25 protein-coding genes and 1 riboswitch are annotated in these 26,893 nt (G+C 53.9%); of the genes, 12 read left to right on the top strand and 13 right to left on the bottom strand.

The features are described 5' to 3' along the window. Positions 1 to 55 precede the first annotated feature (55 nt). Positions 56 to 1,528 (bottom strand): dipeptide/tripeptide permease DtpB, encoded by a 1,473-nt coding sequence (gene dtpB / locus OGX99_RS04765; RefSeq protein WP_286542810.1) that lies wholly within the window; start codon positions 1,526 to 1,528, stop codon positions 56 to 58. 281 nt (positions 1,529 to 1,809) lie between these two features. After that, complete coding sequence (gene uspA / locus OGX99_RS04760) at positions 1,810 to 2,247, bottom strand: universal stress protein UspA (protein WP_003023368.1); 438 nt, start codon at positions 2,245 to 2,247, stop codon at positions 1,810 to 1,812. Between the two features lie 392 nt (positions 2,248 to 2,639). Between uspA and uspB the strand changes: the two genes are divergently transcribed. Next, complete coding sequence (uspB, locus tag OGX99_RS04755) at positions 2,640 to 2,975, top strand: universal stress protein UspB (protein WP_151216907.1); 336 nt, start codon at positions 2,640 to 2,642, stop codon at positions 2,973 to 2,975. Between the two features lie 64 nt (positions 2,976 to 3,039). Here the strand turns inward: uspB and pitA are convergent, their stop codons facing one another. Next, positions 3,040 to 4,539: an inorganic phosphate transporter PitA gene (gene pitA / locus OGX99_RS04750; RefSeq protein WP_187253825.1), complete on the bottom strand. Its 1,500-nt coding sequence runs from the start codon at positions 4,537 to 4,539 to the stop codon at positions 3,040 to 3,042. A 229-nt stretch (positions 4,540 to 4,768) separates the two neighbouring features. Here pitA and OGX99_RS04745 point away from each other — a divergent pair, with 229 nt between their 5' ends. Continuing rightward, entirely contained in the window at positions 4,769 to 5,962 is a 1,194-nt protein-coding gene (locus OGX99_RS04745) for a BaiN/RdsA family NAD(P)/FAD-dependent oxidoreductase (protein ID WP_210904178.1), read from the top strand. A 38-nt stretch (positions 5,963 to 6,000) separates the two neighbouring features. Here the strand turns inward: OGX99_RS04745 and OGX99_RS04740 are convergent, their stop codons facing one another. After that, positions 6,001 to 7,014, bottom strand: a complete 1,014-nt coding sequence (locus tag OGX99_RS04740; protein WP_151216906.1) for a magnesium transporter — start codon at positions 7,012 to 7,014, stop codon at positions 6,001 to 6,003. Positions 7,015 to 7,071: 57 nt separating this feature from the next. Beyond that, positions 7,072 to 7,255, bottom strand: a riboswitch (M-box (ykoK) riboswitch). Between the two features lie 401 nt (positions 7,256 to 7,656). Between OGX99_RS04740 and OGX99_RS04735 the strand changes: the two genes are divergently transcribed. Genes OGX99_RS04735 through OGX99_RS04725 form a run of 3 tightly spaced genes read left to right on the top strand, consistent with a single transcriptional unit; the run spans position 7,657 to position 12,592 of the window. Then, entirely contained in the window at positions 7,657 to 8,724 is a 1,068-nt protein-coding gene (locus OGX99_RS04735; protein ID WP_151216905.1) for an HlyD family secretion protein, read from the top strand. Next, positions 8,721 to 11,468: a ribosome-associated ATPase/putative transporter RbbA gene (rbbA, locus tag OGX99_RS04730; protein ID WP_187253822.1), complete on the top strand. Its 2,748-nt coding sequence runs from the start codon at positions 8,721 to 8,723 to the stop codon at positions 11,466 to 11,468. Before OGX99_RS04735 ends, rbbA begins: the two co-directional genes overlap by 4 nt. Beyond that, complete coding sequence (locus tag OGX99_RS04725) at positions 11,468 to 12,592, top strand: ABC transporter permease (RefSeq protein ID WP_252838543.1); 1,125 nt, start codon at positions 11,468 to 11,470, stop codon at positions 12,590 to 12,592. Before rbbA ends, OGX99_RS04725 begins: the two co-directional genes overlap by 1 nt. 17 nt (positions 12,593 to 12,609) lie before the next feature. Here OGX99_RS04725 and nikR read toward each other — a convergent pair whose 3' ends face one another. The 3 genes from nikR to OGX99_RS04710 all read right to left on the bottom strand — a co-directional run bounded on the left by nikR (position 12,610) and on the right by OGX99_RS04710 (position 14,751). Then, positions 12,610 to 13,011 carry a nickel-responsive transcriptional regulator NikR gene (gene nikR, locus OGX99_RS04720; RefSeq protein ID WP_286539368.1) on the bottom strand — a complete coding sequence of 134 codons (402 nt, stop codon included), beginning with the start codon at positions 13,009 to 13,011 and terminating at the stop codon, positions 12,610 to 12,612. Between the two features lie 49 nt (positions 13,012 to 13,060). Then, positions 13,061 to 13,639: a 4'-phosphopantetheinyl transferase AcpT gene (gene acpT / locus OGX99_RS04715; protein ID WP_151216901.1), complete on the bottom strand. Its 579-nt coding sequence runs from the start codon at positions 13,637 to 13,639 to the stop codon at positions 13,061 to 13,063. Positions 13,640 to 13,701: 62 nt separating this feature from the next. Then, the gene (locus tag OGX99_RS04710) at positions 13,702 to 14,751 is read right to left on the bottom strand and encodes an AI-2E family transporter (protein ID WP_151216900.1); all 1,050 of its coding nucleotides are present in this window, start codon (positions 14,749 to 14,751) and stop codon (positions 13,702 to 13,704) included. Positions 14,752 to 14,883: 132 nt separating this feature from the next. Here OGX99_RS04710 and OGX99_RS04705 point away from each other — a divergent pair, with 132 nt between their 5' ends. Beyond that, positions 14,884 to 16,101: an MFS transporter gene (locus tag OGX99_RS04705; protein WP_187253820.1), complete on the top strand. Its 1,218-nt coding sequence runs from the start codon at positions 14,884 to 14,886 to the stop codon at positions 16,099 to 16,101. A 3-nt stretch (positions 16,102 to 16,104) separates the two neighbouring features. Here OGX99_RS04705 and OGX99_RS04700 read toward each other — a convergent pair whose 3' ends face one another. Together OGX99_RS04700 and OGX99_RS04695 are read right to left on the bottom strand one after the other, a co-directional pair. Next, the gene (locus OGX99_RS04700) at positions 16,105 to 16,662 is read right to left on the bottom strand and encodes a DcrB family lipoprotein (RefSeq protein ID WP_151216899.1); all 558 of its coding nucleotides are present in this window, start codon (positions 16,660 to 16,662) and stop codon (positions 16,105 to 16,107) included. 72 nt (positions 16,663 to 16,734) lie between these two features. Then, positions 16,735 to 17,400: a 7-cyano-7-deazaguanine/7-aminomethyl-7-deazaguanine transporter gene (locus OGX99_RS04695; RefSeq protein WP_286542806.1), complete on the bottom strand. Its 666-nt coding sequence runs from the start codon at positions 17,398 to 17,400 to the stop codon at positions 16,735 to 16,737. Positions 17,401 to 17,568: 168 nt separating this feature from the next. On the opposite strand from OGX99_RS04695, the gene tusA reads away from it, so the two are divergent. Further along, positions 17,569 to 17,814, top strand: coding sequence for a sulfurtransferase TusA (tusA, locus tag OGX99_RS04690; protein WP_005121576.1), 246 nt, complete (start codon positions 17,569 to 17,571; stop codon positions 17,812 to 17,814). Positions 17,815 to 17,855: 41 nt separating this feature from the next. Here tusA and zntA read toward each other — a convergent pair whose 3' ends face one another. Both zntA and OGX99_RS04680 read right to left on the bottom strand, forming a co-directional pair. Further along, complete coding sequence (gene zntA, locus OGX99_RS04685) at positions 17,856 to 20,054, bottom strand: Zn(II)/Cd(II)/Pb(II) translocating P-type ATPase ZntA (protein WP_210904180.1); 2,199 nt, start codon at positions 20,052 to 20,054, stop codon at positions 17,856 to 17,858. Between the two features lie 74 nt (positions 20,055 to 20,128). Next, positions 20,129 to 20,755: a lysoplasmalogenase gene (locus OGX99_RS04680; protein WP_210904181.1), complete on the bottom strand. Its 627-nt coding sequence runs from the start codon at positions 20,753 to 20,755 to the stop codon at positions 20,129 to 20,131. A gap of 141 nt (positions 20,756 to 20,896) precedes the next feature. Here OGX99_RS04680 and OGX99_RS04675 point away from each other — a divergent pair, with 141 nt between their 5' ends. Then, positions 20,897 to 21,256 (top strand): DUF2500 domain-containing protein, encoded by a 360-nt coding sequence (locus tag OGX99_RS04675; protein WP_187253818.1) that lies wholly within the window; start codon positions 20,897 to 20,899, stop codon positions 21,254 to 21,256. Between the two features lie 43 nt (positions 21,257 to 21,299). Here the strand turns inward: OGX99_RS04675 and OGX99_RS04670 are convergent, their stop codons facing one another. Together OGX99_RS04670 and rsmD are read right to left on the bottom strand one after the other, a co-directional pair. Further along, positions 21,300 to 21,575, bottom strand: coding sequence for a DUF1145 family protein (locus OGX99_RS04670; protein WP_042311836.1), 276 nt, complete (start codon positions 21,573 to 21,575; stop codon positions 21,300 to 21,302). Then, positions 21,565 to 22,161, bottom strand: coding sequence for a 16S rRNA (guanine(966)-N(2))-methyltransferase (gene rsmD, locus OGX99_RS04665; protein WP_187253817.1), 597 nt, complete (start codon positions 22,159 to 22,161; stop codon positions 21,565 to 21,567). The genes OGX99_RS04670 and rsmD overlap by 11 nt, the downstream gene beginning before the upstream one ends. A gap of 150 nt (positions 22,162 to 22,311) precedes the next feature. On the opposite strand from rsmD, the gene ftsY reads away from it, so the two are divergent. The 4 genes from ftsY (at position 22,312) to rpoH (ending at position 26,685) form a co-directional block, all read left to right on the top strand. Next, positions 22,312 to 23,838, top strand: coding sequence for a signal recognition particle-docking protein FtsY (gene ftsY / locus OGX99_RS04660; protein ID WP_210904183.1), 1,527 nt, complete (start codon positions 22,312 to 22,314; stop codon positions 23,836 to 23,838). A gap of 2 nt (positions 23,839 to 23,840) precedes the next feature. Further along, positions 23,841 to 24,509, top strand: a complete 669-nt coding sequence (gene ftsE / locus OGX99_RS04655; protein ID WP_003023420.1) for a cell division ATP-binding protein FtsE — start codon at positions 23,841 to 23,843, stop codon at positions 24,507 to 24,509. Then, positions 24,502 to 25,560: a permease-like cell division protein FtsX gene (gene ftsX / locus OGX99_RS04650; RefSeq protein WP_103769551.1), complete on the top strand. Its 1,059-nt coding sequence runs from the start codon at positions 24,502 to 24,504 to the stop codon at positions 25,558 to 25,560. Before ftsE ends, ftsX begins: the two co-directional genes overlap by 8 nt. A 270-nt stretch (positions 25,561 to 25,830) precedes the next feature. Beyond that, positions 25,831 to 26,685, top strand: a complete 855-nt coding sequence (gene rpoH / locus OGX99_RS04645; RefSeq protein ID WP_003023425.1) for an RNA polymerase sigma factor RpoH — start codon at positions 25,831 to 25,833, stop codon at positions 26,683 to 26,685. Positions 26,686 to 26,893: the final 208 nt, after the last annotated feature.

Raw genomic sequence — 26,893 nt, 5'->3', positions numbered from 1 at the left:
CGGGCATGTTGAATGTAGGCCGGATTGGGCAATAGCCTCCATCCGGCACTGAAGGTTATTGCTCGGTGCTTGGCGTATTAATCATGCGGTTCAGCCATGGCACCATAATCGCCATCACCATCGTTACGGCCAGGGTCACCAGACCAATCTTACTGAAGACGTTGGTGTAGATAGGCAACGTTTGCAGCGGGTCGGTGATGTTCTCAGGTACAGCGGTGAACGTCGCGACATAACCCCCCATCAGGAAGGCGGCGGCCTGCGTCAGGAACCACATCCCGAGAATGAAGCCCATCAGATGCTGCGGCACGAGAGCGGCGACCATCGCCAGTCCCAGGGCGCTAATCAGTAGTTCTCCCAGGCTCTGGAACAGATACACCAGCACGATAAACCACGGCGATGTCAGCCCCTGCGCATCAGCAAACCACATCCCGGCAGCGGCGGCCGTCAGGAAGCCCAACGAGCACAGGAACATACCGAGCGTAAATTTCATCGGCATGGTCAGGTCTTTGCCTTTGTTTCCCAGACGGGTATAGATTGCGGCCAGCACCGGACTCGCCAGTACCACCCAGAACGGGTTCAATGCCTGGAAGCTTACCGGGTTGATGGCGAAACCAAGAATTTCATGATGCACGTTATTGATAGCAAAGAAGTTCAGCGAAGTTGGCATCTGCGCGTACAGCACGTAGAACACCACCGCTTCCAGCATCAGGATAAAGGCCACGAACATCTTGTTGCGCCCGGTTTTATCCAGTTTGAATGCCTGACGAAAGAAGATGATGGTCACGGCAATCGACAGGACAATCAGCACCAGGTTGGCAATCTGCACGTTGTGCATCAGCCAGGCACAGATAAATACCATCACTACCGTACCAGCCAGCACGTACAGCAGATTCCGGAAATTCAGCGGCTTATGGTCCGGCTCTGAACCGATATTCTTCACCATTCCACGGCAGGCAAAGTAGACCAACAGCGCGACAATAAGCCCGGCCCCACACAGGTTGTAGGTCACCGCGTAGCCAAACTTATCGGCAATCACCGGTGCCAGCGACAGCGATAGTAGCGAGCCGATGTTAATCGACATATAAAACAGAGTGAAAGCCCCGTCCAGACGAGCGTCTTTCGGTGGATAGCATTTTGACAGCAGGCTTGCCGGGTTGGCTTTAAAAAGCCCGTTACCGACGGCAATGGTACCCAAAGCAATAAAGATCAGATCGGGCTTAAGCAGTGACATCCCGGTCATGAAGTAGCCTATCGCCAGCACAATGGCGCCAAGCACCAGCGTGCGCTTGGTGCCTAAAAGGTGGTCGCCGACGTAGCCGCCGATCGAGATCAGACCGTAGACCAGCGCGGCAAATGCACCAAAGGTGACAAACGCCTGTTCCTGCGAAAAGCCGAGCTGCTTAACAAAAAATACCGCCAGGATGCCCTGAACGCCGTAATAGCCAAATCGTTCCCATAATTCCACAAAGAAGATCATGAAGAACGGACGAGGTTGCTGCAGCAAGCCCGTAGGTGCAGTTTTATTCATATTCCATCGCCTTTCAAAGCCATCCCGAAAAGTATGAACGCGTATGCTTAAACGCGCCGAAAAAGTCTTATTTTGTTATAGACTGCGGTTATTGACCGCAAGCGTAGAGTATTATAGAGATAGTTTTCGATCCAATTAGTTGATCACACTAATTATGATTTATTTGTTGGATTGATGTACTAATTTCGTCTGGATGATAAAAACAAAAACGCCCGCACAGGCGGGCGTTTACAGGCTTTACGACTTGCAGCGCGCCGGGTTATCTCCCGACGGCCAGCGTTTTATGCTTCTTCGTCGTCACGCAACGGAACAATCAACATGTCGACGTGGACGGTGTTGATCAGTTGGCGTGCGGAGGACATCAGTTTGCTCCAGAAATCCTGGTGGTGGCCACAAACGACCAGATCCATGTCGTATTTTTTGATGGCATCAACCAGAACCTGACCCAGGTCGCCGCTACCGCTCAGGGTTTCGGTGATAGGGTAGCCTGCATTTGTGGAAAGCTCGGTTAGCGCGTGGTGGGTTTCTTCAGAAATGCGTTTCTGCATGTCGCCCAGATTCACGTCGATAAGCCCGGTGTACAGGTCGGAATAGTTTACGTCAACGTGGATAAGGGAGACTTTAGCATTGTAAGGCCGCGCCATAGAGACCGCTTTTTCAACCAGAACTTTGCTTTCCGGAGAAAGATCAACCGCGATAAGAATGTGTTTATAAGCCATAGTGTTACTCCTTCCATAAGTTGTCGATGACTAGCCTGCTGGCATTTACCTGCCGCCGCGTCATCCGCGTCCTGCGAACCTTGCGCGCGGGGCTAGCCCAGTCGTAAAAACGTACCATATAAGGACTATCCTTACATTATAGCGACCAGGATAATCCGTCAATCCACCTTGCTTGCCAAGCAGTTAAACAAATTTTTTAGTTAATTGCATTGATAGCGATTAACCTTCTGGCAAAAAAATTAACTAATCTCCTACACTATCTAGAGAGGCGTTCGGATGCGTGATACTAATACGAACGGTTCGACAGAACTCTTCACTGAATGATTTGGCAGGGTATCGGGGAGCGGTAGTCCCGGAAAGGAGTTCCGTGGGCGGGTCGCCGGGGAGGAGGTATGATTAGCACCATTGCATTGTTCTGGGCTTTATGTGTCGTTTGCATTGTTAATATGGCGCGCTATTTTTCTTCGTTACGCGCACTGTTAGTGGTACTTCGTGGTTGCGATCCATTGCTTTACCAGTATGTAGATGGTGGGGGCTTTTTTACCTCGCATGGGCAACCAAACAAGCAGATGCGTCTGGTGTGGTATATCTACGCTCAGCGTTACCGCGATCATCATGATGATGAGTTTATTCGCCGCTGTGAGCGGGTTCGCGGTCAGTTCATTCTCACCAGCGCGCTATGTGGCCTGGTGCTAATCAGCATGATTGCGCTGATTATCTGGCACTGATGCCAACGACAGATACAAAAAAAGCGGGCCAGTTTTCTGACCCGCTTTTTTTCCGTGCATTCGCTTAGATAAGCTTCAGAGAGAGCCAGTAAAGCCCGCCGGAAAGAAGAATTGCGGCTGGCAGGGTGAAGACCCAGGCCATCAGAATGCTGGTCACCGTTTTACGCTGTAAACCGCCGCCATCAACAACCATCGTTCCTGCAACGGAAGAGGAGAGAACGTGCGTGGTGGAAACAGGCATACCGGTGTAGCTGGCGAGACCGATAGAGACTGCGGCGGTCATCTGCGCCGACATCCCCTGAGCATAGGTCATGCCTTTCTTACCGATTTTCTCACCGATAGTCGTCGCCACACGACGCCAGCCAATCATGGTACCAATGCCCAGCGCCAGTGCGACGGCCATAATGATCCAGATAGGTGCATACTCAATGGTGCTCAGCATGTCAGCTTTCAGTTTCTTCAGCAGACGCTGGTCGTCAGCGCTTACGCCAGGCAGTTTCACCACTTTATCGGTGGTATCAGAGATGCACAGCATAATGCGACGCAGTTGACCGCGCTGTTCAACGCTTAACTTGTCGAAAGTTTCCAGATTCGCCAGCATACCTTTCGCACGCTCCAGCGCGTTAATAGTATTAGCCGGGTGACAATGGAACTCGTTAGCTTGCGTTGGTGCGCCCGCTTCCGGAGATGGAATCAACTGATCCACGCCGGTGGCTTGCTTCAGCAGGTCAGGGCGTTGCTGGAAGAAGATTTCGACGTTATTGATTGCATCGCGGGTACGGGTAATTTCGTAACCGGAAGCATTCATATTTACTACGAAACCAGCGGGGGCGACGCCAATCAGCACCAGCATCACCAGACCAATGCCTTTCTGCCCGTCGTTAGCGCCATGAGAGAACGCTACGCCGATAGCGGAGAGGATCAGTGCAATACGCGTCCAGAACGGCGGCTTTTTCTTACCGTCTTTCTTTTCACGTTCTGCTGGCGTCAGGTGGATACGGGCACGTTTTTTCGTACCGCTCCAGTAGCGACGCAGAATGAAAATGAGACCACCTGCAACCACCAGACCGACAATCGGCGAGATGATAAGCGAGGCAAAAATACCCATTACTTTCGGAATGTTAAGTGCATCTACCACAGAAGTGCCGGTCATCAGCGCATTGGTTAAACCAATACCGATAATGGCACCAATTAGCGTGTGGGAGCTGGATGCAGGCAAACCAAAGTACCAGGTACCCAGGTTCCAGATAATTGCTGCCAGCAGCATGGAGAACACCATGGCGAGGCCATGTGACGATCCCATATTGAGCAGCAGATCCGTTGGCAGCATATGCACGATGGCATATGCCACGCTGAGACCGCCCAGCAAAACACCAAAGAAGTTGAACACCGCAGCCATGACTACCGCCAATTGCGAACGCATTGCACGGGTATAGATCACGGTTGCGACAGCATTTGCTGTATCATGGAAGCCGTTAATCGCTTCGTAGAACAGCACAAAAGCCAGAGCAAGCAATAGTAAAAGCCCGGTATGTAAATCCAGGCCAGCAAACAAATGTAGCATAGGACGTTACGCCATTTTGAGGACATGAACGCGGCGCATTATCAGTGACTTTGGCGGCGCGGGCAAAGTGAAATATAGAGTTTTTTTGATTTATCTCCTGCTTTGTTTTACACCACTAAAGAATTATCCTATATATTTCAGATAAATACCCTTTATCGATAGTTTGGTGCTGGTGCGACCACTGAGGAATCTTTACAATTCACACCCGCTTTTTTGAGAGGATCGCAACGTGGAAAGGTTTGATACCGTTATTATAGGCGCTGGCGCAGCAGGTATGTTTTGTGCCGCGCAGGCAGGACAAGCAGGTAGTCGTGTACTGCTGATTGATAATGGTAAAAAGCCTGGACGTAAGATTCTCATGTCTGGCGGGGGCCGATGCAACTTTACCAACCTTTATGTCGAACCGGCCGCATATTTGAGCCAAAACCCGCATTTTTGCAAATCGGCGCTGGCGCGTTATACGCAGTGGGATTTTATCGATCTGGTGGGCAAACACGGCATTGCCTGGCATGAAAAAACGCTGGGTCAGCTGTTTTGTGATGATTCCGCCCAACAAATTGTCGATATGCTGGTGGCGGAATGCGAAAAAGGTAACGTAACTATGCGGTTACGTAGCGAAGTCCTGAGCGTCGGGCGAGAGGGTGATGCTTTCATCCTCGAATTGAACGGGATGACCGTGGGCACGAAAAATCTGGTTATTGCCTCTGGTGGTCTCTCTATGCCGGGTCTGGGCGCGACGCCGTTTGGTTATAAAATTGCCGAGCAGTTCGGCCTGAACGTATTGCCAACGCGCGCAGGTCTGGTGCCTTTCACCTTACACAAGCCGCTGCTGGAGCAGCTTCAGGTTCTCTCTGGCGTATCCGTTTCCTCCGTTATCACCGCCGAGGACGGCACCGTCTTTCGTGAAAATCTGCTCTTTACGCACCGTGGGCTTTCTGGCCCGGCCGTGCTGCAGATTTCCAGTTTTTGGCAACCTGGTGAATTTGTCAGCATTAATTTGTTGCCAGATGTTGACCTCGCGAGCTTCCTCGATGACCAACGCAGTGCTCATCCTAACCAGAGCTTAAAGAACACCCTGGCAATGCAGTTGCCAAAGCGGCTGGTGGAATGTTTGCAACAGCTTGGACAAATCCCGGATGTTTCGCTTAAGCAGCTTAATGTGCGCGATCAGCAAACGTTGGTCGAGACACTAACCGAGTGGCGGGTACAGCCGAACGGTACGGAAGGGTATCGTACCGCTGAAGTCACGTTGGGCGGCGTTGATACCAATGAGCTGTCATCGCGCACGATGGAAGCACGTAAAGTACCGGGACTCTATTTTATCGGCGAAGTTATGGACGTCACCGGTTGGCTGGGCGGCTATAACTTCCAGTGGGCATGGTCGAGTGCCTGGGCGTGCGCGCAGGATTTGGCGCCAGCCTGACTGTGATGCCCGACAACCTGAGCTGTCGGGCGTTATCATTAGTTCAGACCCAGAAAATACTGGGCGATTTTAAAGTAGATAATTAACCCGGTACCGTCGATAAGCGTGGCGATAAACGGGGCCGAAACCACGGCGGGATCAATGCCGATACGCTTGAGCACCATGGGGATCACTGATGACACCACGGCGCTCCACAGCGTAATGCAAACCAGCGTCAGGCTGACGATCAGCGTGATTTCCATGCCGATACCCATCATCCACGCGCGCAAGCACCCTGCCAGACCCAGCGTCAGAGCGATCAGCAGCGAAGTTGAAACTTCTTTGCGGATCACCCGGCCCATATCGCGCAGCCGCACTTCCCCCAGCGCCATTGAACGTACCAGCGTCGAAGTGATCTGCGTACCGCTGTTGCCACCAGTACCAATTAATAGCGGAATAAAAAAGGCCAGGGCAATCGCGGATTCCAGCGCTTCTTCAAAATGCTGAAGCACGCTGCTGGTATAGGCTTCTGCGACAAACAGCAGCAGGAGCCAGACCGAACGTTTTTTCCACAATGTCCACGGACTAATTTCCAGATAGGGTTTTTCCAGCGGCAGCGTGGCGCCCTGAAGCTGAACGTCTTCGGTAACATCATCTTCCTGTAGATGAGCGATCTCTTTTTCCATCAGACAACCAATCAGCTCGCCTTTCTCAACGACAGCAACCAGGTCGACTTCGCGTTCGGCTAACTCGGCAACGACCTGCGCCCGTTCATCATCAGGCTTTACATGAAATAAACAGCTGTCCGTAAGATGGTTGATGTTAAGCGACGTATCTTTTTCCTGTAATAAGCGCTTGATGGATAACACCCCGCGCAGCGCTTTTCCTGCCACAACAAAGACCTGGCCTGGAATATCATCTGTTGTGAGTTGGGAAACAAAGTATTCGCGAGCGCCGTTCACGCTGAGATGGTCGGGCAGAGTAATAAAATCGGTGCGCATATATTGCGCGATAGCGTCGCCATTGAAATCCGGCATAGGATGATGGGCGGCGCAGAGTGGCATAGATGACATGATGTAATTCCCTATAAAAAATCTCTCATAGGGGCGAACAAGACAGGGGTTAGCGCAGGCAGATCCCTACGTCCTGGTTTTAGCACTGAACAACGTATCTGTCCGATGGTGAAATCGTCAGAAGTTACCTTGGCAACACCTTGATTCGATGGATGCCTGTATTTCCCTGAGTGGTCTCTCTCGATACCAGCAGGGCGGTAACTTGTATTTGTACAGGAGCCTCGCCATAACGAGATCGGTAAATGAGCCGCTATTATAGGGATGCCTAATCATTGATTATGTTTATAGTTGCGATTGTTTATCAATCGTTGATATACGAAATATTCCTTGTGCCAGATCTGAACTGGAAACGACAACCGAATAGACATATTGAATCCAGGTGTTAGTATTCAATAGACAACAGTTATGAGTATGCGTGTTTCATTTCCGGCCAGGAACGCTGATGATGACAACATTACTACCCGATTTCACAGCATTTTCGTCACTCACGTCCTTCGCGGTGTGCGTTGCTTTCACGCCTGTCCGCACTCTGGCCATTATTTCTCATTCCTTCTCATCCCGGATGGAATCTCCCGCTGAATAGCTGTTCAGTGGGCTTTGTGACACGCATCGTTTGATAACAGGGATTACGGCGGGTCGGATATGGATAAGATTAAGCGTCATCTGGTGTGGTGGGGCGCGGGTATTGTGGTAGCGGTTGCCGCAATAGCGTGGTGGATGTTACGTCCTGCGGGAATTCCGGAAGGTTTCGCGGCCAGCAACGGCAGAATTGAAGCTACCGAAGTGGATATTGCCACCAAGATTGCCGGACGAATTGACACAATCCTCGTCTCGGAAGGGCAGTTCGTTCGCCAGGGCGACGTGCTGGCGAAAATGGATACCCGTGTGCTGCAGGAGCAGCGACTGGAAGCTGTCGCGCAAATTAAAGAAGCCGAAAGCGCGGTGGCGGCGGCACGAGCGCTGCTGGAACAGCGGCAAAGTGAAATGCGCGCCGCGCAGTCGGTGGTAAAGCAGCGCGAGGCGGAACTGCAATCGGTCTCTAAACGTCACGTACGTTCCCGCTCGCTGTCCCAGCGTGGGGCTGTGTCTGAGCAACAGCTGGATGACGACAGGGCTGCGGCGGAAAGCGCGCGCGCGGCGCTGGAATCCGCAAAGGCGCAGGTCTCTGCGGCAAAAGCCGCGATTGAAGCCGCCCGCACCAGCATCATTCAGGCGCAAACCCGCGTAGAAGCCGCGCAGGCCACCGAACGTCGTATTGCAGCTGATATTGATGACAGCGAACTGAAAGCCCCGCGCGATGGTCGCGTACAGTACCGCGTAGCCGAACCGGGTGAGGTCCTTTCCGCGGGGGGCCGCGTGCTGAATATGGTCGATCTCAGTGATGTTTACATGACGTTCTTCTTACCGACTGAACAGGCCGGTTTATTAAAGATTGGCGGTGAAGCCCGCCTGGTGCTGGACGCCGCGCCGGATCTGCGTATTCCGGCGACCATCAGCTTTGTGGCAAGCGTGGCGCAGTTCACGCCGAAAACGGTCGAAACCAGCGATGAACGACTGAAGCTGATGTTCCGTGTTAAAGCGCGTATCCCGCCAGAACTGTTGCAGCAGCATCTGGAGTATGTGAAAACCGGTCTACCGGGCATGGCGTGGGTGCGTGTCGATGAAAATCGCCCCTGGCCTGACGACCTGGTCGTGAGGTTGCCGCAATGACGCATCTGGCGCGCCTTCCCGTTCCTCCCGTGGCGCACCTTGACGGCGTGAGTCAGCATTACGGGAAAACGGTAGCGCTGAACAATATCACGCTGGATATTCCCGCCCGCTGTATGGTGGGGCTGATTGGTCCGGATGGCGTCGGAAAATCGAGTCTGCTGTCGCTCATCTCCGGCGCGCGGGTCATTGAACACGGCAACGTGATGGTGCTGGGCGGCGATATGCGTGACCCGAAACATCGCCAGGATGTCTGTCCGCGTATTGCCTGGATGCCGCAGGGATTAGGGAAAAACCTGTACCATACGTTGTCGGTATATGAGAACGTCGATTTCTTTGCCCGGCTGTTTGGTCATGACAAAGCGGAACGCGAAGCGCGGATAACCGAGCTGCTGAACAGCACCGGACTGGCGCCGTTTCGCGACCGTCCCGCCGGGAAACTCTCGGGTGGGATGAAGCAAAAGCTGGGACTGTGCTGCGCGTTAATCCACGACCCGGAACTGTTAATTCTCGATGAACCCACCACCGGGGTCGATCCGCTGTCCCGCGCCCAGTTCTGGGATCTGATTAACAGCATTCGCCAGCGGCAGACCAACATGAGCGTGCTGGTTGCGACCGCCTACATGGAAGAAGCCGAGCGTTTTGACTGGCTGGTAGCGATGAACGCCGGGGAAGTATTAGCCACCGGGAGCGCCCAGCAGCTGCGTGAACAAACCAACAGCGACACGCTGGAGCAGGCGTTTATCGCGCTGTTACCCGAAGCCCAGCGTCAGGCGCATAAGCCGGTGGTGATCCCGCCGTATCACGCTGAACACGAAGAGATTGCTATTGAAGCGAAAGATCTGACTATGCGCTTCGGTAAGTTTGTTGCCGTTGACCACGTTAACTTTCGTATTCCGCGCGGGGAGATCTTCGGTTTTCTCGGCTCCAACGGGTGCGGTAAATCCACCACCATGAAGATGCTCACTGGTCTGCTGCCCGCAAGCGAAGGTGAGGCATGGTTGTTTGGGCAAGCGGTTGATCCGAAGAATATCGATACCCGCAGCCGGGTAGGCTATATGTCGCAGGCGTTTTCGCTTTACAGCGAGCTGACCGTGCGGCAAAACCTTGAGCTGCACGCGCGACTGTTCCATATCCCCGAGGCAGAAATCCCGGGACGGGTACAAGAGATGAGCGAGCGCTTTTCGCTGACCGATGTCGAAGACGCGTTGCCTGGCGCGCTGCCGTTGGGGATCCGTCAACGCCTGTCGCTGGCGGTGGCGGTGATCCATCGTCCGGAAATGCTCATTCTTGATGAGCCGACCTCCGGGGTCGATCCGGTGGCGAGGGACATGTTCTGGCAACTGATGGTCGATCTGTCGCGGCAGGACAAAGTGACCATTTTTATCTCCACCCACTTTATGAACGAAGCGGAGCGCTGCGACCGGATGTCGCTGATGCACGCCGGAAAAGTACTCGCCAGCGGCACGCCGCAGGAACTGGTGAAACAGCGTGGTGCCGCCAGTCTGGAAGAGGCGTTTATCTCCTGGTTACAGGAAGCGGCAGGCCCGGTACCGGAAGCTCAGTTACCGCCAGCCAATGTTCCGAAAGCGCATGAAAATAGTCAGCCGCCGCGGCAGGGCTTTAGCCTACGGCGCTTGTTTAGCTACAGCCGACGTGAAGCGCTGGAGCTGCGACGTGACCCGGTTCGTTCAACGCTGGCGCTGATGGGCACAGTGATCCTGATGCTGATCATGGGCTACGGCATCAGCATGGATGTGGAAAACCTGCGTTTTTCGGTGCTCGATCGTGACCAGACCGTCAGCAGCCAGGCGTGGACGCTCAATCTGGCGGGATCGCGTTATTTTATCGAACAGCCGCCGCTCACCAGTTATGACGAGCTGGACAAACGGATGCGTTCGGGCGAAGTAGCGGTAGCAATAGAGATCCCGCCAAACTTTGGCCGCGATATCGCGCGTGGCACGCCGGTGAAGATTGGCGTCTGGGTCGATGGCGCAATGCCGAGCCGCGCTGAAACGGTCAGAGGCTACGTGCAGGCGATGCACCAGACCTGGCTACAGGACGTGATGGCACGTCAACCCAATGCCAGAGGGCAAAACGGGCTGATGACCATTGAAACTCGCTATCGCTACAACCCCGATGTGAAGAGTTTGCCGGCGATTGTTCCAGCAGTCATCCCGCTGCTGCTGATGATGATCCCTTCTATGCTCAGCGCCTTGAGCGTGGTGCGCGAGAAAGAACTTGGATCGATTATCAACCTGTACGTTACGCCCACCACCCGCAGCGAGTTTTTACTCGGTAAACAGTTGCCTTACATCGTGCTGGGCATGCTGAACTTCCTGCTGCTGTGCGCGCTATCGGTGTTTGTGTTCGGCGTCCCGCATAAGGGCAGCTTTATGACTCTGACGCTGGCCGCGCTGCTGTACGTCACCATTGCCACCGGGCTTGGGCTATTCATCTCCACGTTTATGAAAAGCCAGATCGCGGCCATTTTTGGTACGGCAATTATTACGCTGATCCCGGCGACGCAGTTTTCCGGGATGATTGACCCGGTCGCCTCGCTCGAAGGGCCTGGACGCTGGATTGGCGAAATTTACCCGACCAGCCATTTTCTGACCATCGCGCGCGGGACGTTCTCTAAAGCGCTGGATCTGACGGATCTCTGGCAGCTGTTTATGCCGCTGGCGATAGCCATTCCGGTGGTGATTGGTTTGAGCGTATTACTGCTGAAAAAACAGGAGGGGTGATGCGCCGACTACGTAATATTTATAACCTCGGTATCAAAGAGTTACGCAGCCTGCTAGGCGACAAGGCGATGCTGACGCTGATTGTCTTCGCCTTCACGATTTCGGTTTACTCCTCCGCCACCGTCCTTCCGGGCTCGTTGCACCTGGCACCGATTGCCATCGCCGATATGGACCAGTCGCAGTTGTCGAATCGGATTGTGAACAGCTTTTATCGCCCGTGGTTTTTACCGCCGGAGATGATCACCGCCGATGAGATGGATGCCGGGCTGGATGCCGGACGCTATACCTTCGCCGTGAATATTCCGCCTGATTTTCAGCGTGATGTGTTGGCCGGGCGTCAGCCGGATATTCAGGTTAACGTCGATGCCACGCGGATGAGCCAGGCTTTTACCGGCAACAGCTATATCCAGAACATCATCAGCGGCGAGGTGAACAGCTTTGTGGCCCGTTACCGTGACAACAGTGAGCCGCCGGTGGCGCTGGAAATGCGCATGCGCTTTAACCCCAATCTGGAACCTGCACGCTTCGGTGCGGTGATGGCAATTATCAACAACATCACCATGCTGGCGATTGTGCTCACTGGCTCGGCGCTAATTCGCGAGCGCGAGCACGGGACAATAGAACATCTGCTGGTGATGCCGGTGACGCCGTTTGAGATCATGATGGCAAAAATCTGGTCGATGGGGTTGGTGGTGCTGGTGGTTTCCGGTCTGTCGCTGATGCTGATGGTAAAAGGCGTGCTCGGCGTAGCAATTGAGGGATCGATTCCTCTGTTTATGCTGGGGGTGGCGCTGAGCCTGTTCGCAACCACTTCGATCGGTATTTTTATGGGCACGCTGGCGCGCTCTATGCCGCAGCTGGGACTGCTGATGATTCTGGTGTTGTTGCCGTTACAGATGCTCTCTGGTGGTTCTACACCGCGTGAAAGCATGCCGCAGGTGGTGCAGGACATCATGTTGACGATGCCAACGACGCATTTTGTGAGTCTCGCGCAGGCGATACTTTACCGTGGCGCAGGGTTCGGTATTGTCTGGCCGCAGTTCCTGACGTTGCTGGCGATTGGTAGTGCGTTCTTCATGATAGCGCTGCTGCGCTTTAGAAAGACGATTGGTACGATGGCGTAAACATCCGGCACAGGCACTCACTCTTCTTTCGGCAGGCACTGCAAATGACCGTGGCGCACCCCGCGTTGGGAGATCACGTCATCGGCAAAATGTTGCACATCGCCCATGTCGCCTTTTAGTACGGCGATTTCCAGGCAGTCGTCATGGTTGATGTGCACGTGCAGTGTAGCGACCGACAAATCGTGGTGGTGATGCTGGGTCGAAACAATGCGGCTCGCCAGGTCACGCTTCTCATGCTCATAAACATACGAAAGCACCGCGAACCCTTGTGTGCCGTGCTCCTGGGTCGTTTCCTGCGCCAGTGCGCCGCGCAGAATATCGCGGATCGCTTCGGAACGGTTGTGGTAGCCACGGCGTTGGCTCAGGCCGTCGAGCGTTTCTAATAAATCGTCATCAAGTGTGATGGTGATACGTTGCATCAGATTTCAACCTTACGATATTGCGCGGCGGCGCACGGGAATGAAAGCGTTACAGCCTTTGTACGGCGTCGGCGGTCAGGGTAAACGGCGTTGGCGTACATACCGCCAGGCTCAGGGTGTCAAACTGGCACTGGCTGACAGAGAGCGAGGAAGTTAGCGCGGTACTGTCGACGCTGACAATTTGCCAGGCGCTGCCGCCGCGCTGTTTAACGATAGCTTCTTTACGCGTCCAGATGCGCCAGAATGCTGCCAGTTGCTGCTCCGGGTGTTCAGCCTCGACTTCGGCATGTTCTCCGAGACTGAATACCGTATTTGCCAGCGTTTGCCAGTTATCTTGTGGGCGGACGACTTCAATATCGCAGCCGACTTCCCCTTCGTCGCTGAGCAGCAGGGCGATATCATCGCCGCTGTGGCTGAGATTGAACCACAACGGGGTGTCGGCGGAAAAAGCCGGTTTTCCTTGCTCGCCGTAGACGATGTCCGGTAATGGTGAAAGAACATGGGAAAGCAGCACCCGGCCTGCAATCCAGCGCGCACGGTGAGCTCCTTGTGGGGCTTGTTCACTCAGTGCGTTGGGCAGTGCGTCAGTGCTTAAAACAGAAACTTTCCCAAGAACGATCCGGTACATATCAGGGCTAACCTTTAGTAATAATGGGGTTGTGTACCATTCTTCACATGCTGTTTGCAAGTTTATCCAGGCAATCGGCTTTTGGGCCTGCCGGGTCCAAGCAAAATTGCCAGTTTGCTGCCGCCTGTGGTCGTTTCCATCCAGATTTTACATACGCTGGTTAACGGCACAGAGAGCAGCATGCCTACCGGGCCGAGTAGCCATCCCCATACCAACAGAGAGAGGAAGACGATAAGCGTCGATAATCCCAAGCGATGTCCCATCATGCGAGGCTCGAGGATATTGCCAATCACCATATGCACCACCAGGAACAGCGCGCCAACCAGCACGCATTCGTAAATGCCGTTGAACAGTAGCGCCTGGATCATGGGCGGGACGGCGGAAATGACCGAGCCAATGTTGGGCACGTAGTTTAGCAAGAAGGCTAGTACGCCCCACATCAGAGCAAACTGAATCCCCATTAGCGCCAGCCCCAACCAGACGATAGCGCCGGTCCATAGGCTGAGCAACGTTTTCAGCGCCAGATAGTGAGATACACCCTTGAGCGCCCGATGCAGCCCCGCAATATGGATTTGTGGGTTGTTCAGCGCAAAGCGCAGCTTATAAGGAACATGACGCACCTCAAACAGCATAAAGACGACCGTCATTACCAGCAGAACAACGCTGGCCATGGCGCCGGAAAGACTTGTCATCAGCGTGGTGGTGAAGGTCATTATTTTGTCGGAGTCCATGCGTTGTAGCATGCGCTCCGGGGACATATGCAGATTTAGAAAGGGAAGCATCTCTTGCAGATGCAGGACCTTGCGCGTCAGCTCCTTATTGTATTTGGGCAGCATGGCCATGAATTCAGTGATCGAAGATGCCAGAACGCCGACCAGTGCCGTGAGGACGATCAGCATGACCACTACCACGAGCGTAATGGCTACCGGGCGGCTTACTCCCCGGCGAATAAACCAGGTGACCAGCGGATTCAATACAATGGCAAAAAAGAGGGCCAGCAGCAGCTGTACAATGATATCCGCCGCAGCATGAATACCCGCGAGGATCACCACCAGAGCAGCCAGTTTGAGTAAAATGTGCAAACCCGTTTTATCGGGCTGAGCAGTTGTCATATTTTCTTCCTGTTTGCGTTTTGCATTAAGTGTAGCGGCTGGCTTGCGGCTGAGATTCCTAAACTGACTGCTGATTTCTGTGCGGCAACATGGTAGAAATGAAACACTGTTGTGAAAACGTGGTGACCCTCCATGCCCGAACCCGTCGCTGAACCGACGCTGAGCGGTTTACGCCTTAATCTGCGTATTGTCTCTGTGGTGATGTTCAACTTCGCCAGCTATCTGACCATCGGCCTGCCGCTCGCGGTATTGCCGGGCTATGTCCATGATGTGATGGGGTTCAGCGCCTTCTGGGCTGGATTGGTCATCAGCCTGCAATATTTCGCTACGCTGCTGAGCCGTCCACATGCCGGTCGCTATGCCGACCTGCTGGGACCAAAGAAGATTGTGGTATTCGGACTGTGCGGCTGTTTTTTAAGTGGTCTGGGTTATTTACTGGCGGGGTCAACGAACGACTGGCCGCTGGCCAGTCTGCTGCTGTTATGCCTGGGTCGCGTGATCCTTGGGATCGGGCAAAGCTTTGCCGGGACCGGCTCTACGCTGTGGGGCGTAGGGGTCGTGGGTTCAATGCACATTGGGCGGGTGATTTCCTGGAACGGCATCGTGACCTATGGTGCGATGGCGATAGGCGCCCCACTGGGTGTACTGTGTTATGCCTGGGGTGGCTTACAGGGGCTGGCGCTGACGGTAATGGGCGTAGCGCTGTCGGCAATATTGCTGGCGCTTCCTCGTGAGGCGGTAAAGGCCAGCAAAGGCAAACCGTTGCCGTTCCGCGCGGTGCTCGGGCGCGTCTGGTTGTATGGTATGGCGCTGGCCCTGGCCTCCGCCGGATTTGGCGTGATCGCCACTTTCATTACCCTGTTTTATGATGCCAAAGGCTGGGACGGCGCGGCTTTCGCGCTGACGCTTTTTAGCTGCACGTTTGTGGGCACGCGTCTGTTGTTCCCAAATGGGATCAACCGCTTAGGCGGACTGAATGTGGCGATGATCTGCTTTAGCGTCGAGATTGTTGGGCTGTTACTGGTCGGGATGGCTTCCATGCCGTGGATGGCAAAAATCGGTGTTCTGCTGGCCGGGGCGGGGTTCTCGCTGGTTTTCCCGGCGCTGGGCGTGGTGGCGGTAAAAGCCGTCCCGCAGCAAAACCAGGGCGCTGCGCTGGCGACCTACACGGTGTTTATGGATTTATCGCTGGGGGTTACCGGGCCGCTGGCTGGGCTGGTAATGACATGGGCGGGTGTGCCAGTTATCTATCTGGCGGCGGCAGGGCTGGTAGCAGTGGCGTTATTACTGACCTGGCGGTTAAAAAAACGGCCTCAGGTGGGGTCACCGGAGGCCGCGTCATCGTCTTAACCGTTACTGGATAACCAGCGTGTTAATGATGTTTTCTGCTGTCGTCTGCGCTTTTTGCTGATCGTCAGCAGGCAGCGTGATTTGCAGGGTCAGCAGTTGGTTATCTACTTTGCCTAACACCACAGAAGAGTAAGCGGTCTGGCCTTTAGCCGAGATGATGCTGTCTAACTGCTGCAGCGTGTGGCCTTTCAGCTCAATGGATTTATTGGTGACGACCTGCAGCTGCGGGTCGCGGCTACGTTGCTGCTCTTCCAGGCGTTTTGCCAGCACAGCCAGGTCGTCGTTGGTATTGTCGCCGACAATCACAATCACCGCTTTCTGGCCGGTTGCGTCAGAATAGACGTGCATATTGTTCGCCTGAGTACCCAGCTTACCGCTCTGATCGGTCATATCCGCTGGCAGAGAAAAACTGAGTTTGCCGTCCAGCAGGCTGACCGGTTGTCCGGTGGCGTTACTTTCTGCGGCAGTCTTCTCTGCTGGCGCTTTTGTATCGCTATTATCACAGGCCGCAAGCCCCATAACCAGCAGGCCAATACCGACATATTTAACCAGATTGCGCATTGACTTCTTCCTTTCGATAAACGGCCATAACGGCTCATTCGTCCATCTTATCACAACTCGGAAAATGAACCTTTAACTCGTCTGCAATGCAGAGATTTCGGATTTATCTGCGAGCTTTTTCAGCAGCATATTCAGCAGCACGCCGTACATCGGCAGGAAGAAAATAATGCTGATCAGCACCTTGAAACAGTAATCGACCAGCGCGATTTCCATCCAGTGTTCGGCCATAAAGGCATCCGGGCTGCGCCAGAAGGCGATAAAGAAGAAGGCTAACGTATCGCTGATGTTGCCAAACAGGGTGGAGGCCGTTGGTGCCAGCCACCAGCGACGGTTCTGGCGCAGGCGGTTAAAGACATGCACATCCAGAATTTGTCCCAGCGCGTAAGCCATAAAGCTGGCGGCGGCGATACGGGCAACAAACAGGTTAAAGTGCAGCAGTGCGCCAAATCCCTGCCACGATCCCATATAGAACAGTGATGAAACGACATAAGAGATCAGCAGCGCGGGGATCATCACCGCGAAGATGATGCGTCGTGCCAACGGCGCGCCAAAAATACGCACGGTCAGGTCAGTGGCGAGGAAAATAAACGGAAAGCTAAACGCGCCCCATGTGGTATGGAAACCAAAAATGGAGATCGGTAGCTGCACCAGATAGTTGCTGGAGGTGATCACCAGCAGATGAAATAGCGATAGCCAAAACAACGCTTTTACGCGCTGAGATTGTGTAAACGGAGTCATATTGTGACCTTTTTGTTGGATGGGGTGAGGGAACCCAATAAAAAACCGTCGCATGATACTGCTTTAAGAACACATTGCAATGGTTGTTTTTCACGCAATCGTTAACCTGATTGGCTTACGTCACAACAGAGCGTAAAATAACGCCGTTTTTGAATGAACGAGACTACGATGAGCGATCTGTTTACCTCTCCCGACCATACTCTTGATGCTCAGGGGCTGCGCTGTCCGGAACCTGTTATGATGGTGCGCAAAACCGTGCGCGGCATGCAGGCGGGTGAAACACTGCTGATTGTCGCCGACGATCCGGCGACAACCCGTGATATTCCCGGTTTCTGTACCTTTATGGAACATGAGCTGGTGGCCAAAGAGACCGACTCGCTGCCGTACCGCTATCTGCTGCGTAAAGGTCAGTAGTTTTGTTTGCCGGATGGCGCCAATGCTTATCCGGCAAAAAACTATCCTTTACGTAACAACCGCAGCGCGTTAGCGGTCACCAGTACCGTCGCCCCCGTATCTGCCAGTACAGCCAGCCACAGTCCGGTTATCCCGAGCAGTGTGGTGACGAGGAAAATCCCCTTCAGACCCAACGCAATCGCAATGTTCTGGCGAATATTGGCGTGGGTAGCGCGTGCCAGTTGAATCATTTGCACCAGACCACGCAGGCGGTTGTGGGTCAGGGCGGCATCGGCGGTCTCCAGCGCGACGTCGGTTCCGCTCCCCATGGCAATACCGATGGTGGCTGCTTTCATCGCCGGAGCGTCGTTGATGCCGTCGCCAACCATCGCCAGCGGCGACTGTTGGTTGAGATGGGTAACGGCCTGTACTTTATCTTCCGGCAATAGCCCCGCTTTGAATTCAAGACCCAGTTCGCCTGCAATGGCGGCCGCTGCACGTGGGTTATCACCGGTCAGAATCACCCCTTTCACGCCAATCTGATTAAGTTCGCTGATGGCGTGGCGGGCATCCTCGCGTAGCGTGTCCTGTAAGGCCAGCACGCCGAGTACGGCCTCGTTACGTAGCACCAGCACCACCGTTTGGCCCGCGCTTTCAAGTTCGCTTATCTGCCCGGCAAAAGCATCGGCAGGTTGCTTACCGGCGGCGCAAATCAGCACGTGCTCGCCATCGACCAGCGCTTCAATGCCAGTGCCGACTAATGCGCGCTGTTCTTTCGCGACAGGTATAACCAGTTCACGCGTTTGTGCTTCCCGAACAATCGCCTGCGCCAGCGGGTGTGTCGCGCCTTGCTCTACTGCCGCCGCCAGCGCCAATAGTTCAGCTTCACCAATACCGCTCGCCGGGTGAATCGCCGTGACGCGCGGTTTACCCACGGTCAGAGTGCCGGTTTTATCAAACGCGACCTGCGTAACTCTACCCAGTTGTTCCAGCGCGGCCCCGCCTTTGATTAACGCGCCACGACGCGCCGCGGCGGCAAGACCAGAGGTAATGGCTGCGGGGGTTGAAATCACCAGCGCGCATGGGCAGCCAATCAGCAGTAGCGTCAGCCCTTTATAAATCCACTCCTGCCAGGATGCGGCAAACAGCAGCGGTGGTACAAGGGTGACCAGCAGCGCAACCGCCATAATGGCTGGGGTGTAGATCCGGCTGAAACGGTCAATAAAGCGCTCAATGGGAGCGCGACGTTCATCCGCTTCTTCAATCAACTGCAAAATACGGTCAATGGCGCTGGCGCCCGGTTCGGAGAGCACTTCCAGCGTGACCAGACGATCCACGCTGGTGGCGCCTGCCGGGACTTTCTCGCCGGTGGCTCGTTCAACCGGGATCGATTCGCCGGTCAGGGCGCTTTCATCAAAACTGGCAAAACCGGAAACCAGTTTGCCGTCAGCTGGTAAACGCCCACCCGCGGCAACTTCGATAATATCGCCAGGGCGGAGGGTATTAATAGCCACCTCTTCGCGTTCGCCGTTACGCAGACGTGTGGCGGTTTCCGGTTTGAGCGCCATCAGCGCGCTGACCCCTTTACGGGCACGGCTGGCAGCCCATCCTTCCAGGCGCTCGCCAATTAAAAACAGCAGCAGCACCATGGCGGCTTCCGCCGTCGCGCCGATAAACAGCGCGCCGATGGCGGCCACGCTCATTAACGTTTCAATGGCAAAGTAGCTGCCAGTTTTCATCAGACGCAGAGCCTGACGGGCAATGGGGTACAGACCGACCAGGGTGGTAGCGATAAACGCTATCTGGCCGAAGGGGTGATTGAATTGCTCCAGCCCCCAGCTAATCGCCATCATGATAATCAGCGAAATCAGCGGCAAGTTTTCTTTAAAACGTGACTCGGGGGCGGCTTCCGTCGCGTTTTCATCGCGCAGGGTATAGCCTGCTTTTTGCACTGCGTTTTCAACTTGCTGGCGGATATCGGAACTGGCGTCGACGACCAGTTTTTCGGTGGCAAACAACACCTGGGCCTGGTTGACGCCGCTGACCTGGCGGGCTGCATTCTCTACTTTTCGGGCGCAGGCCGCGCAGTCCATGCCTGCCACTTTCCAGGAATAACGGGTACCTATTACGGTATCGGATACGGGGGGTGGGGTAGAGCAACTTCCCTCGCAGCAGCAATCGTCAGCCTTTTGTGGCGCAGGGACTGGCTTGAAAGAAGAGAATTGTGGGGCTTTTTTGCCATTGGTAGCGGGTGTCGGCATGGCATCCTCCGGTTGATAATCATTTCGTATTAACCGGAGGATACACTCTGGAGTCGACTCCAGAGTCAAGCTTTTTAAAGATACAACGAACGAACAATCAGGAAATGTCCGGCGAAGTAGCAGGCGGCTGCAATGGCGTTATCGGCGCGGAAGCGGCGACGATAATGGCTACTCAGCCAGACAATATTGCCGATGAACAGGAGTGATGCGCCCATAAATGCCGACAGCGCCGGAGCGGTCGGGCGGAAGAACCACAGTTCGCCAGCCATCCAGACCATCATCAGCGTGATGCCAATAAAGGTACAAATAGCAACGCGCAATTCTTCCAGACGCGTCCAGATCACGGCAATCAGCAACGCCCCCAGCACCGCCAGTACCAACGGCAAAGGCCAGAAGAGCGACAACGTCATTTGGCTGGCGAAGTAAATGGTATACAGCAGATGCGACAGGAAGAATGCCCCTACTGCGTACAGCAGGCGTTGGCGCGGCAATAGCGTCAGCGCGTCGCCCAGCAGCGCGGCCAGCAAGCCAGCCAGTACCAGGTAACTGATAGCGTTAAACATTGGCGCCTGCCAGGCCAGCAGCGCCAGCAGGAGTAACGTCAGGGGTTTAAAGACCCAGCGTTGCCAGGCAGGCCCACGATAGGAAGCATCCACGAACAACCATGCGGAAAGGCAGACAGCGATAAACGACCAAAGCATCTTAGTTCCTTGAATTCGTTATTTTTTCGTAAGCGGGGTGCTTACGGCTCTATTGTCCAGTGTAGAGGTCGATACTGCCAGATGACAACACCATAACGGGCAATGTATGCTTATTTCCGCATTTTCTGATGGGTTAATAATATGAGCAAACCACCACTTTTTTTCATTGTTATCATTGTCTTAATCGTTGTCGCAGCGTCGTTTCGCTTTGTTCAGCAGCGACGTGAAAAAGCGGATAATGATGCCGCGCCGCTGGTACAAAAGCAGGTGGTGGTGACGAATAAGCGGGAAAAGCCGCTTAACGACCGACGCTCCCGTCAACAGGAAGTGAGTCCGGCGGGAACCAGCATGCGCTATGAAGCCAGCTTTAAGCCACAAAGCGGTGGCCTGGAACAAACGTTTCGTCTGGATGCTCAGCAGTACCATGCGTTAACGGTCGGAGATAAAGGGACGCTGAGCTACAAAGGTTCGCATTTTGAAGGGTTTAGTGCGCAACCGTAGTTAAGTTGGCCGGAAATGGCGTCAGCCGCCATCCGGCATCACCTCATTTCTTCAACTGATCTTTAATCTTCTTTTGCCAGACCAGCAGCTCAAAGACGCCAAACAGAAAAATACGGATTTTCTCTCCACTGGTCATCTGCGGGCCATCTTTGGGCATGGTGCTTTTTAGCAGCGCCAACTGCATGCCGTGCATCAGCACCATAAATATCAGTGCGACGTTAACGAAGATGTTAAGCGGGCGTGGAAAAGGTTGGAAAATATTCAGTAGTAAAAATGCCCAGACGCACAGCATCAGCAGGCGTCCCAGGTTAATCAGCATCGTGTTCTCCTCGTGCTTCACGTTGGTACAGGCGATAGGCGACCTGTCCGGCGACTTTCTCACGGTATAGCGACCAGTTCACCGGAACCGGCGGCAAACCGTTTTCAACTTCGCTTTCCACGTAAATATACGCTTCGTTCGCCAGCCAGCCATTCGTTTCCAGAAGAGTTAATGTTTCTTCCAGTAATCCTTTGCGAAACGGTGGGTCAACAAATACCACGTTATGCGGCGTACCTGCCTGAGCCAGAAATGCCAGTGTATTCGCGTTAACGACTCGGGCGTGATTTGCCTTCAGCGTGGCGAGATTCTTTTGGAGCTGCTGAGATACCGCGCGATCCATTTCCAGTAGCGTTGCATTTGCCGCATAGCGAGAGAGCGCTTCCAGCCCCAGTGCGCCACTGCCAGCGAAGCAGTCCAGGCAGTGGGCATCGACCATTACCGGCGCCAGCCAGTTGAACAGCGTTTCGCGTACGCGGTCGGTGGTCGGACGCAATCCGGGGCTGTCCGGAACCGGGAGTTTACGGCCTCGCCATTGCCCGCCAATAATGCGGATCTGTCCGCTGCCAGAGTGATTCGGTTTTTTCATTTCTATTATTGCTCAATCCGCCTATAGCATGTCATTCCAGGCGGTGATGTGAGTTAAGTTAAGTGATAGACTATTTCATCATTTTTTTAGCTGCTATGTACATAGCGTTGACGCTGTGCCATGAAGCAACAGCGGGGAGTGTAGTCGCAAATGGCGAAAGAGAAAAAACGTGGCTTTTTTTCCTGGCTGGGCTTTGGTCAAAAAGAGCAGGCACCGGAAAACGAGACAGAAGTAAAAAACGAAGAACAACAACCGGTTACTGAAGAAATTGCCGTCGTTGAGGAACCGTCTCGCGCGCAGGAAACCCATAGCGAAGCAGAAACGGAAGCATTTGCTGCTGAGGTTGTGGAAGTCACTGAGCAGGTTGCGGAAATCGAAAAACTGCAGCCGGAAGAAGAACCGGTTACCGAACAACCGCAGCCGGAAATTGAGCCGGTTGCTGAACCCGTTGCTGAAACTGTAGTGGAAACGCCAGCGGCGGCGGTTATCGAACGCGAAGAATTGCCGCTGCCAGAAGAGGTGAAAACCGAAGAAGTTTCTGCCGAAGAGTGGCAGGCCGAAGCGGAAACCGTGGAAATCGTTGAGGCGGCTGAAGAAGAAGCTGAAAACGAGCCGCAACTGACCGACGAAGAGCTCGAAGCACAGGCGCTGGCCGCTGAGGCTGCTGAAGAATCGGTTATGGTGGTGCCGCCAGAAGAACCTGCTGTAGAAGAACCGGAAGAAGAAGAGGTAGTCCAGGAGCAGGAAAAACCGACGAAAGAAGGTTTCTTTGCGCGCTTGAAACGCAGCTTGCTGAAAACCAAAGAAAACCTTGGTTCCGGATTTATCAGTCTTTTCCGGGGTAAAAAGATCGACGATGATCTATTTGAAGAGCTGGAAGAGCAACTGCTGATTGCCGATGTGGGCGTAGAAACGACCCGCAAGATCATTGCGAATCTGACGGAAGGCGCCAGCCGCAAGCAGCTCAAAGACGCAGAAGCGCTGTACGGTCTGCTGAAAGACGAGATGGGCGAGATTCTGGCGAAGGTTGACGAACCGCTGAATGTTGAGGGTAAAACGCCATTTGTTATCTTAATGGTTGGCGTTAACGGTGTGGGGAAAACCACCACCATCGGCAAGCTGGCGCGTCAGTTTGAGCAGCAGGGAAAATCGGTGATGCTGGCGGCGGGCGATACTTTCCGTGCGGCGGCGGTAGAGCAGCTGCAGGTCTGGGGTCAACGTAACAACATTCCGGTGATTGCCCAGCATACCGGCGCGGATTCTGCGTCCGTCATCTTTGATGCCATCCAGGCGGCAAAGGCGCGTAACGTAGACGTGCTGATCGCTGATACCGCAGGGCGTTTGCAGAATAAATCGCACCTGATGGAAGAATTGAAAAAAATCGTTCGCGTCATGAAGAAGCTGGACGTTGATGCGCCGCATGAGGTTATGCTGACTATCGATGCCAGTACCGGGCAGAATGCGATAAGCCAGGCCAAACTGTTCCATGAAGCGGTGGGCTTAACCGGTATCACCCTGACCAAGCTGGACGGAACGGCGAAAGGCGGGGTCATTTTCTCGGTTGCCGATCAGTTTGGCATCCCTATCCGCTATATCGGTGTGGGCGAACGTATCGAGGATTTACGTCCGTTTAAAGCGGGCGATTTTATAGAGGCACTTTTTGCCCGAGAGGATTAACAATGATTCGCTTTGAACATGTCAGCAAGGCCTATCTCGGTGGGAGACAAGCGCTGCAGGGAGTGACCTTCCATATGCAGCCTGGCGAGATGGCGTTTCTGACCGGCCATTCCGGCGCGGGGAAAAGTACCCTGCTGAAGCTGATCTGTGGGATTGAACGGCCCAGCGCCGGGAAAATCTACTTCAGCGGGCATGACATCAGCCGTTTGAAAAACCGTGAGGTACCGTTTCTGCGTCGTCAGATTGGTATGATTTTTCAGGATCACCACCTGTTGATGGACAGAACCGTGTTTGACAACGTGGCAATCCCGCTGATCATTGCGGGTGCCAGTGGGGACGATATTCGTCGTCGCGTGTCAGCGGCGCTGGATAAGGTAGGGCTGCTGGACAAAGCGAAAAACTTTCCGATTCAGCTCTCCGGCGGTGAACAACAGCGCGTGGGCATCGCCCGTGCGGTGGTGAATAAACCTGCGGTACTGTTGGCGGATGAACCAACGGGTAACCTGGATGACGCGCTGTCAGAAGGGATCCTGCGTCTGTTTGAAGAGTTTAACCGCGTCGGGGTCACGGTATTAATGGCTACGCACGATATTGGCCTGATCTCCCGTCGCTCCTATCGCCAAATGGTTCTGAGCGATGGGCATCTGCATGGAGGCCTGGCGCATGAATAGACGTGACGCTATCAATCAAATCAAACAGTTCGGTAGCCGACTGGATCGTTTTCGTAAATCGGGCGGTGCGCCTGGTGACGGCGGTCGCAACGCGCCAAAGCGGGCAAAAGCCGCGCCAAAACCGAACTCGCGGAAAACCAACGTCTTTAACGAGCAGGTACGTTACGCGTTCCAGGGCGCGTTACAAGACCTGAAAAGTAAGCCGCTGGCGACGTTTCTGACGGTGATGGTTATTGCCATCTCCCTGACGCTGCCAAGCGTGTGCTACATGGTTTATAAGAATGTAAACCACGCGGCGAGCCAGTATTATCCGTCCCCGCAGATCACCGTTTACCTGCAAAAAACGCTGGATGATGATGCGGCGGCGCGAGTGGTTGGTCAGTTGCAGGCTGAGCAGGGCGTGGAGAAAGTGAATTATCTTTCTCGCGATGACGCGCTGGGCGAATTCCGTAACTGGTCTGGCTTTGGCGGCGCGCTGGATATGCTGGAAGAGAACCCGCTGCCGGCTGTGGCGGTGGTGATCCCGAAACTGGATTTTCAGGGCACGGAATCGCTGAACACCCTGCGCGACCGTATCGCACAAATCAACGGGATTGATGAAGTGCGGATGGATGACAGCTGGTTCGCTCGCCTGGCGGCGCTGACGGGCCTTGTCGGACGCGTTTCCGCGATGATTGGCGTGCTGATGGTGGCGGCGGTCTTCCTCGTCATCGGTAACAGCGTGCGTCTGAGTATTTTTGCGCGTCGCGATACCATTAACGTCCAGAAACTGATTGGTGCGACGGATGGATTTATCCTGCGTCCGTTCCTTTACGGCGGCGCGCTGTTGGGTTTTTCCGGTGCATTTCTTTCACTGATTTTGTCAGAAATTTTGGTGATGCGGCTGTCGTCAGCGGTGACTGAAGTGGCACAGGTTTTCGGGACCAAGTTTGATATCAACGGTTTATCATTCGATGAATGCCTGCTGTTACTGCTGGTGTGCTCAATGATTGGCTGGGTGGCAGCCTGGCTTGCCACGGTTCAACATTTACGTCACTTTACCCCCGATTAAAAAATCTCTGGTATAATCTTTCCCTGCACTGAGTCGTTCGCTCTGCAGGGAAAGAGTCCCTGTAACCTCTTCCCGATGCATTCACCGTGATGTCACATTTTGTGCGTAATCTATACACAGTACGACATGGAACTTGTGGATAAAATCACTGTCTGATAAAAGATTGAATGATATTCTCGTTGCTCATAAGCTCTGGCATGGTTGTTGCTACTGGTTTTTGCTAATTAGCATTTTGCCAATGCGCCAGATGAAAAGATTGAGAGGATTTGAATGACCAAAGAAATGCAAAATTTAGCTTTAGCCCCTGTTGGTAACCTGGAATCTTACATCCGGGCTGCAAACGCGTGGCCGATGTTGTCGGCTGACGAGGAGCGGGCACTGGCTGAAAAGCTGCATTACCAGGGCGATCTGGAAGCAGCTAAAACGCTGATCCTGTCTCACCTGCGCTTTGTTGTTCATGTTGCTCGTAATTATGCGGGCTATGGCCTGCCGCAGGCGGATCTGATTCAGGAAGGTAATATCGGCCTGATGAAAGCCGTGCGCCGTTTCAACCCGGAAGTGGGTGTGCGCCTGGTGTCTTTCGCCGTGCACTGGATCAAAGCTGAGATCCACGAATACGTTCTGCGTAACTGGCGTATCGTTAAAGTCGCGACCACCAAAGCACAGCGTAAGCTGTTCTTTAACCTGCGTAAAACCAAGCAGCGTCTGGGCTGGTTTAACCAGGACGAAGTCGAAATGGTTGCTCGTGAGCTGGGCGTGTCCAGTAAAGACGTGCGTGAAATGGAATCCCGTATGGCGGCGCAGGACATGACGTTTGATATGTCTTCAGACGACGAGTCTGACAGCCAGCCGATGGCACCGGTTCTGTATCTTCAGGATAAGTCATCTAACTTTGCTGACGGCATTGAAGAAGACAACTGGGAAGATCAGGCTGCGAACAAACTGACCCACGCAATGGAAGGTCTGGACGAACGTAGCCAGGACATCATTCGTGCTCGTTGGCTGGATGAAGATAACAAGTCAACGTTGCAGGAACTGGCCGATCGCTACGGCGTCTCCGCTGAACGTGTTCGTCAGCTTGAAAAAAACGCCATGAAAAAACTGCGTGCGGCGATCGAAGCGTAATCTTCCTGCCAAACTGGAAATGCTAATAAACCCTGGATGAAAATCCGGGGTTTTTTGTTTTTATCTCTCCTTCTCTCTCCTGACGTTCTATGCTTTTTGTCATCAAGTTGTTATCTGCATGTCAAATTTAGCTATTCCATAATCATAAAAATCGGGTATGTTTTAGCAGAGTATGCTGCTAAAGCACGGGTAGCTATCCAATAATTGA

It is taken from the genome of Citrobacter sp. Cu096 (assembly GCF_030332285.1).
Classification (GTDB): Bacteria; Pseudomonadota; Gammaproteobacteria; order Enterobacterales; family Enterobacteriaceae; genus Citrobacter; species Citrobacter meridianamericanus.
The sequence above is the reverse complement of the archived record's forward strand: the minus strand, read 5'-3'. Positions and strand labels throughout refer to the sequence as shown.

Bases quoted from the DNA above. Each gene is read 5' to 3' on its own strand.
- dtpB (WP_286542810.1), bottom strand. From the start codon at position 1,528: ATGAATAAAACTGCACCTACGGGCTTGCTGCAGCAACCTCGTCCGTTC.
- uspA (WP_003023368.1), bottom strand. From the start codon at position 2,247: ATGGCTTATAAACACATTCTTATCGCGGTTGATCTTTCTCCGGAAAGC.
- uspB (WP_151216907.1), top strand. From the start codon at position 2,640: ATGATTAGCACCATTGCATTGTTCTGGGCTTTATGTGTCGTTTGCATT.
- pitA (WP_187253825.1), bottom strand. From the start codon at position 4,539: ATGCTACATTTGTTTGCTGGCCTGGATTTACATACCGGGCTTTTACTA.
- OGX99_RS04740 (WP_151216906.1), bottom strand. From the start codon at position 7,014: ATGTCATCTATGCCACTCTGCGCCGCCCATCATCCTATGCCGGATTTC.
- OGX99_RS04735 (WP_151216905.1), top strand. From the start codon at position 7,657: ATGGATAAGATTAAGCGTCATCTGGTGTGGTGGGGCGCGGGTATTGTG.
- rbbA (WP_187253822.1), top strand. From the start codon at position 8,721: ATGACGCATCTGGCGCGCCTTCCCGTTCCTCCCGTGGCGCACCTTGAC.
- OGX99_RS04725 (WP_252838543.1), top strand. From the start codon at position 11,468: ATGCGCCGACTACGTAATATTTATAACCTCGGTATCAAAGAGTTACGC.
- nikR (WP_286539368.1), bottom strand. From the start codon at position 13,011: ATGCAACGTATCACCATCACACTTGATGACGATTTATTAGAAACGCTC.
- acpT (WP_151216901.1), bottom strand. From the start codon at position 13,639: ATGTACCGGATCGTTCTTGGGAAAGTTTCTGTTTTAAGCACTGACGCA.
- OGX99_RS04710 (WP_151216900.1), bottom strand. From the start codon at position 14,751: ATGACAACTGCTCAGCCCGATAAAACGGGTTTGCACATTTTACTCAAA.
- OGX99_RS04705 (WP_187253820.1), top strand. From the start codon at position 14,884: ATGCCCGAACCCGTCGCTGAACCGACGCTGAGCGGTTTACGCCTTAAT.
- OGX99_RS04700 (WP_151216899.1), bottom strand. From the start codon at position 16,662: ATGCGCAATCTGGTTAAATATGTCGGTATTGGCCTGCTGGTTATGGGG.
- OGX99_RS04695 (WP_286542806.1), bottom strand. From the start codon at position 17,400: ATGACTCCGTTTACACAATCTCAGCGCGTAAAAGCGTTGTTTTGGCTA.
- tusA (WP_005121576.1), top strand. From the start codon at position 17,569: ATGAGCGATCTGTTTACCTCTCCCGACCATACTCTTGATGCTCAGGGG.
- zntA (WP_210904180.1), bottom strand. From the start codon at position 20,054: ATGCCGACACCCGCTACCAATGGCAAAAAAGCCCCACAATTCTCTTCT.
- OGX99_RS04680 (WP_210904181.1), bottom strand. From the start codon at position 20,755: ATGCTTTGGTCGTTTATCGCTGTCTGCCTTTCCGCATGGTTGTTCGTG.
- OGX99_RS04675 (WP_187253818.1), top strand. From the start codon at position 20,897: ATGAGCAAACCACCACTTTTTTTCATTGTTATCATTGTCTTAATCGTT.
- OGX99_RS04670 (WP_042311836.1), bottom strand. From the start codon at position 21,575: ATGCTGATTAACCTGGGACGCCTGCTGATGCTGTGCGTCTGGGCATTT.
- rsmD (WP_187253817.1), bottom strand. From the start codon at position 22,161: ATGAAAAAACCGAATCACTCTGGCAGCGGACAGATCCGCATTATTGGC.
- ftsY (WP_210904183.1), top strand. From the start codon at position 22,312: ATGGCGAAAGAGAAAAAACGTGGCTTTTTTTCCTGGCTGGGCTTTGGT.
- ftsE (WP_003023420.1), top strand. From the start codon at position 23,841: ATGATTCGCTTTGAACATGTCAGCAAGGCCTATCTCGGTGGGAGACAA.
- ftsX (WP_103769551.1), top strand. From the start codon at position 24,502: ATGAATAGACGTGACGCTATCAATCAAATCAAACAGTTCGGTAGCCGA.
- rpoH (WP_003023425.1), top strand. From the start codon at position 25,831: ATGACCAAAGAAATGCAAAATTTAGCTTTAGCCCCTGTTGGTAACCTG.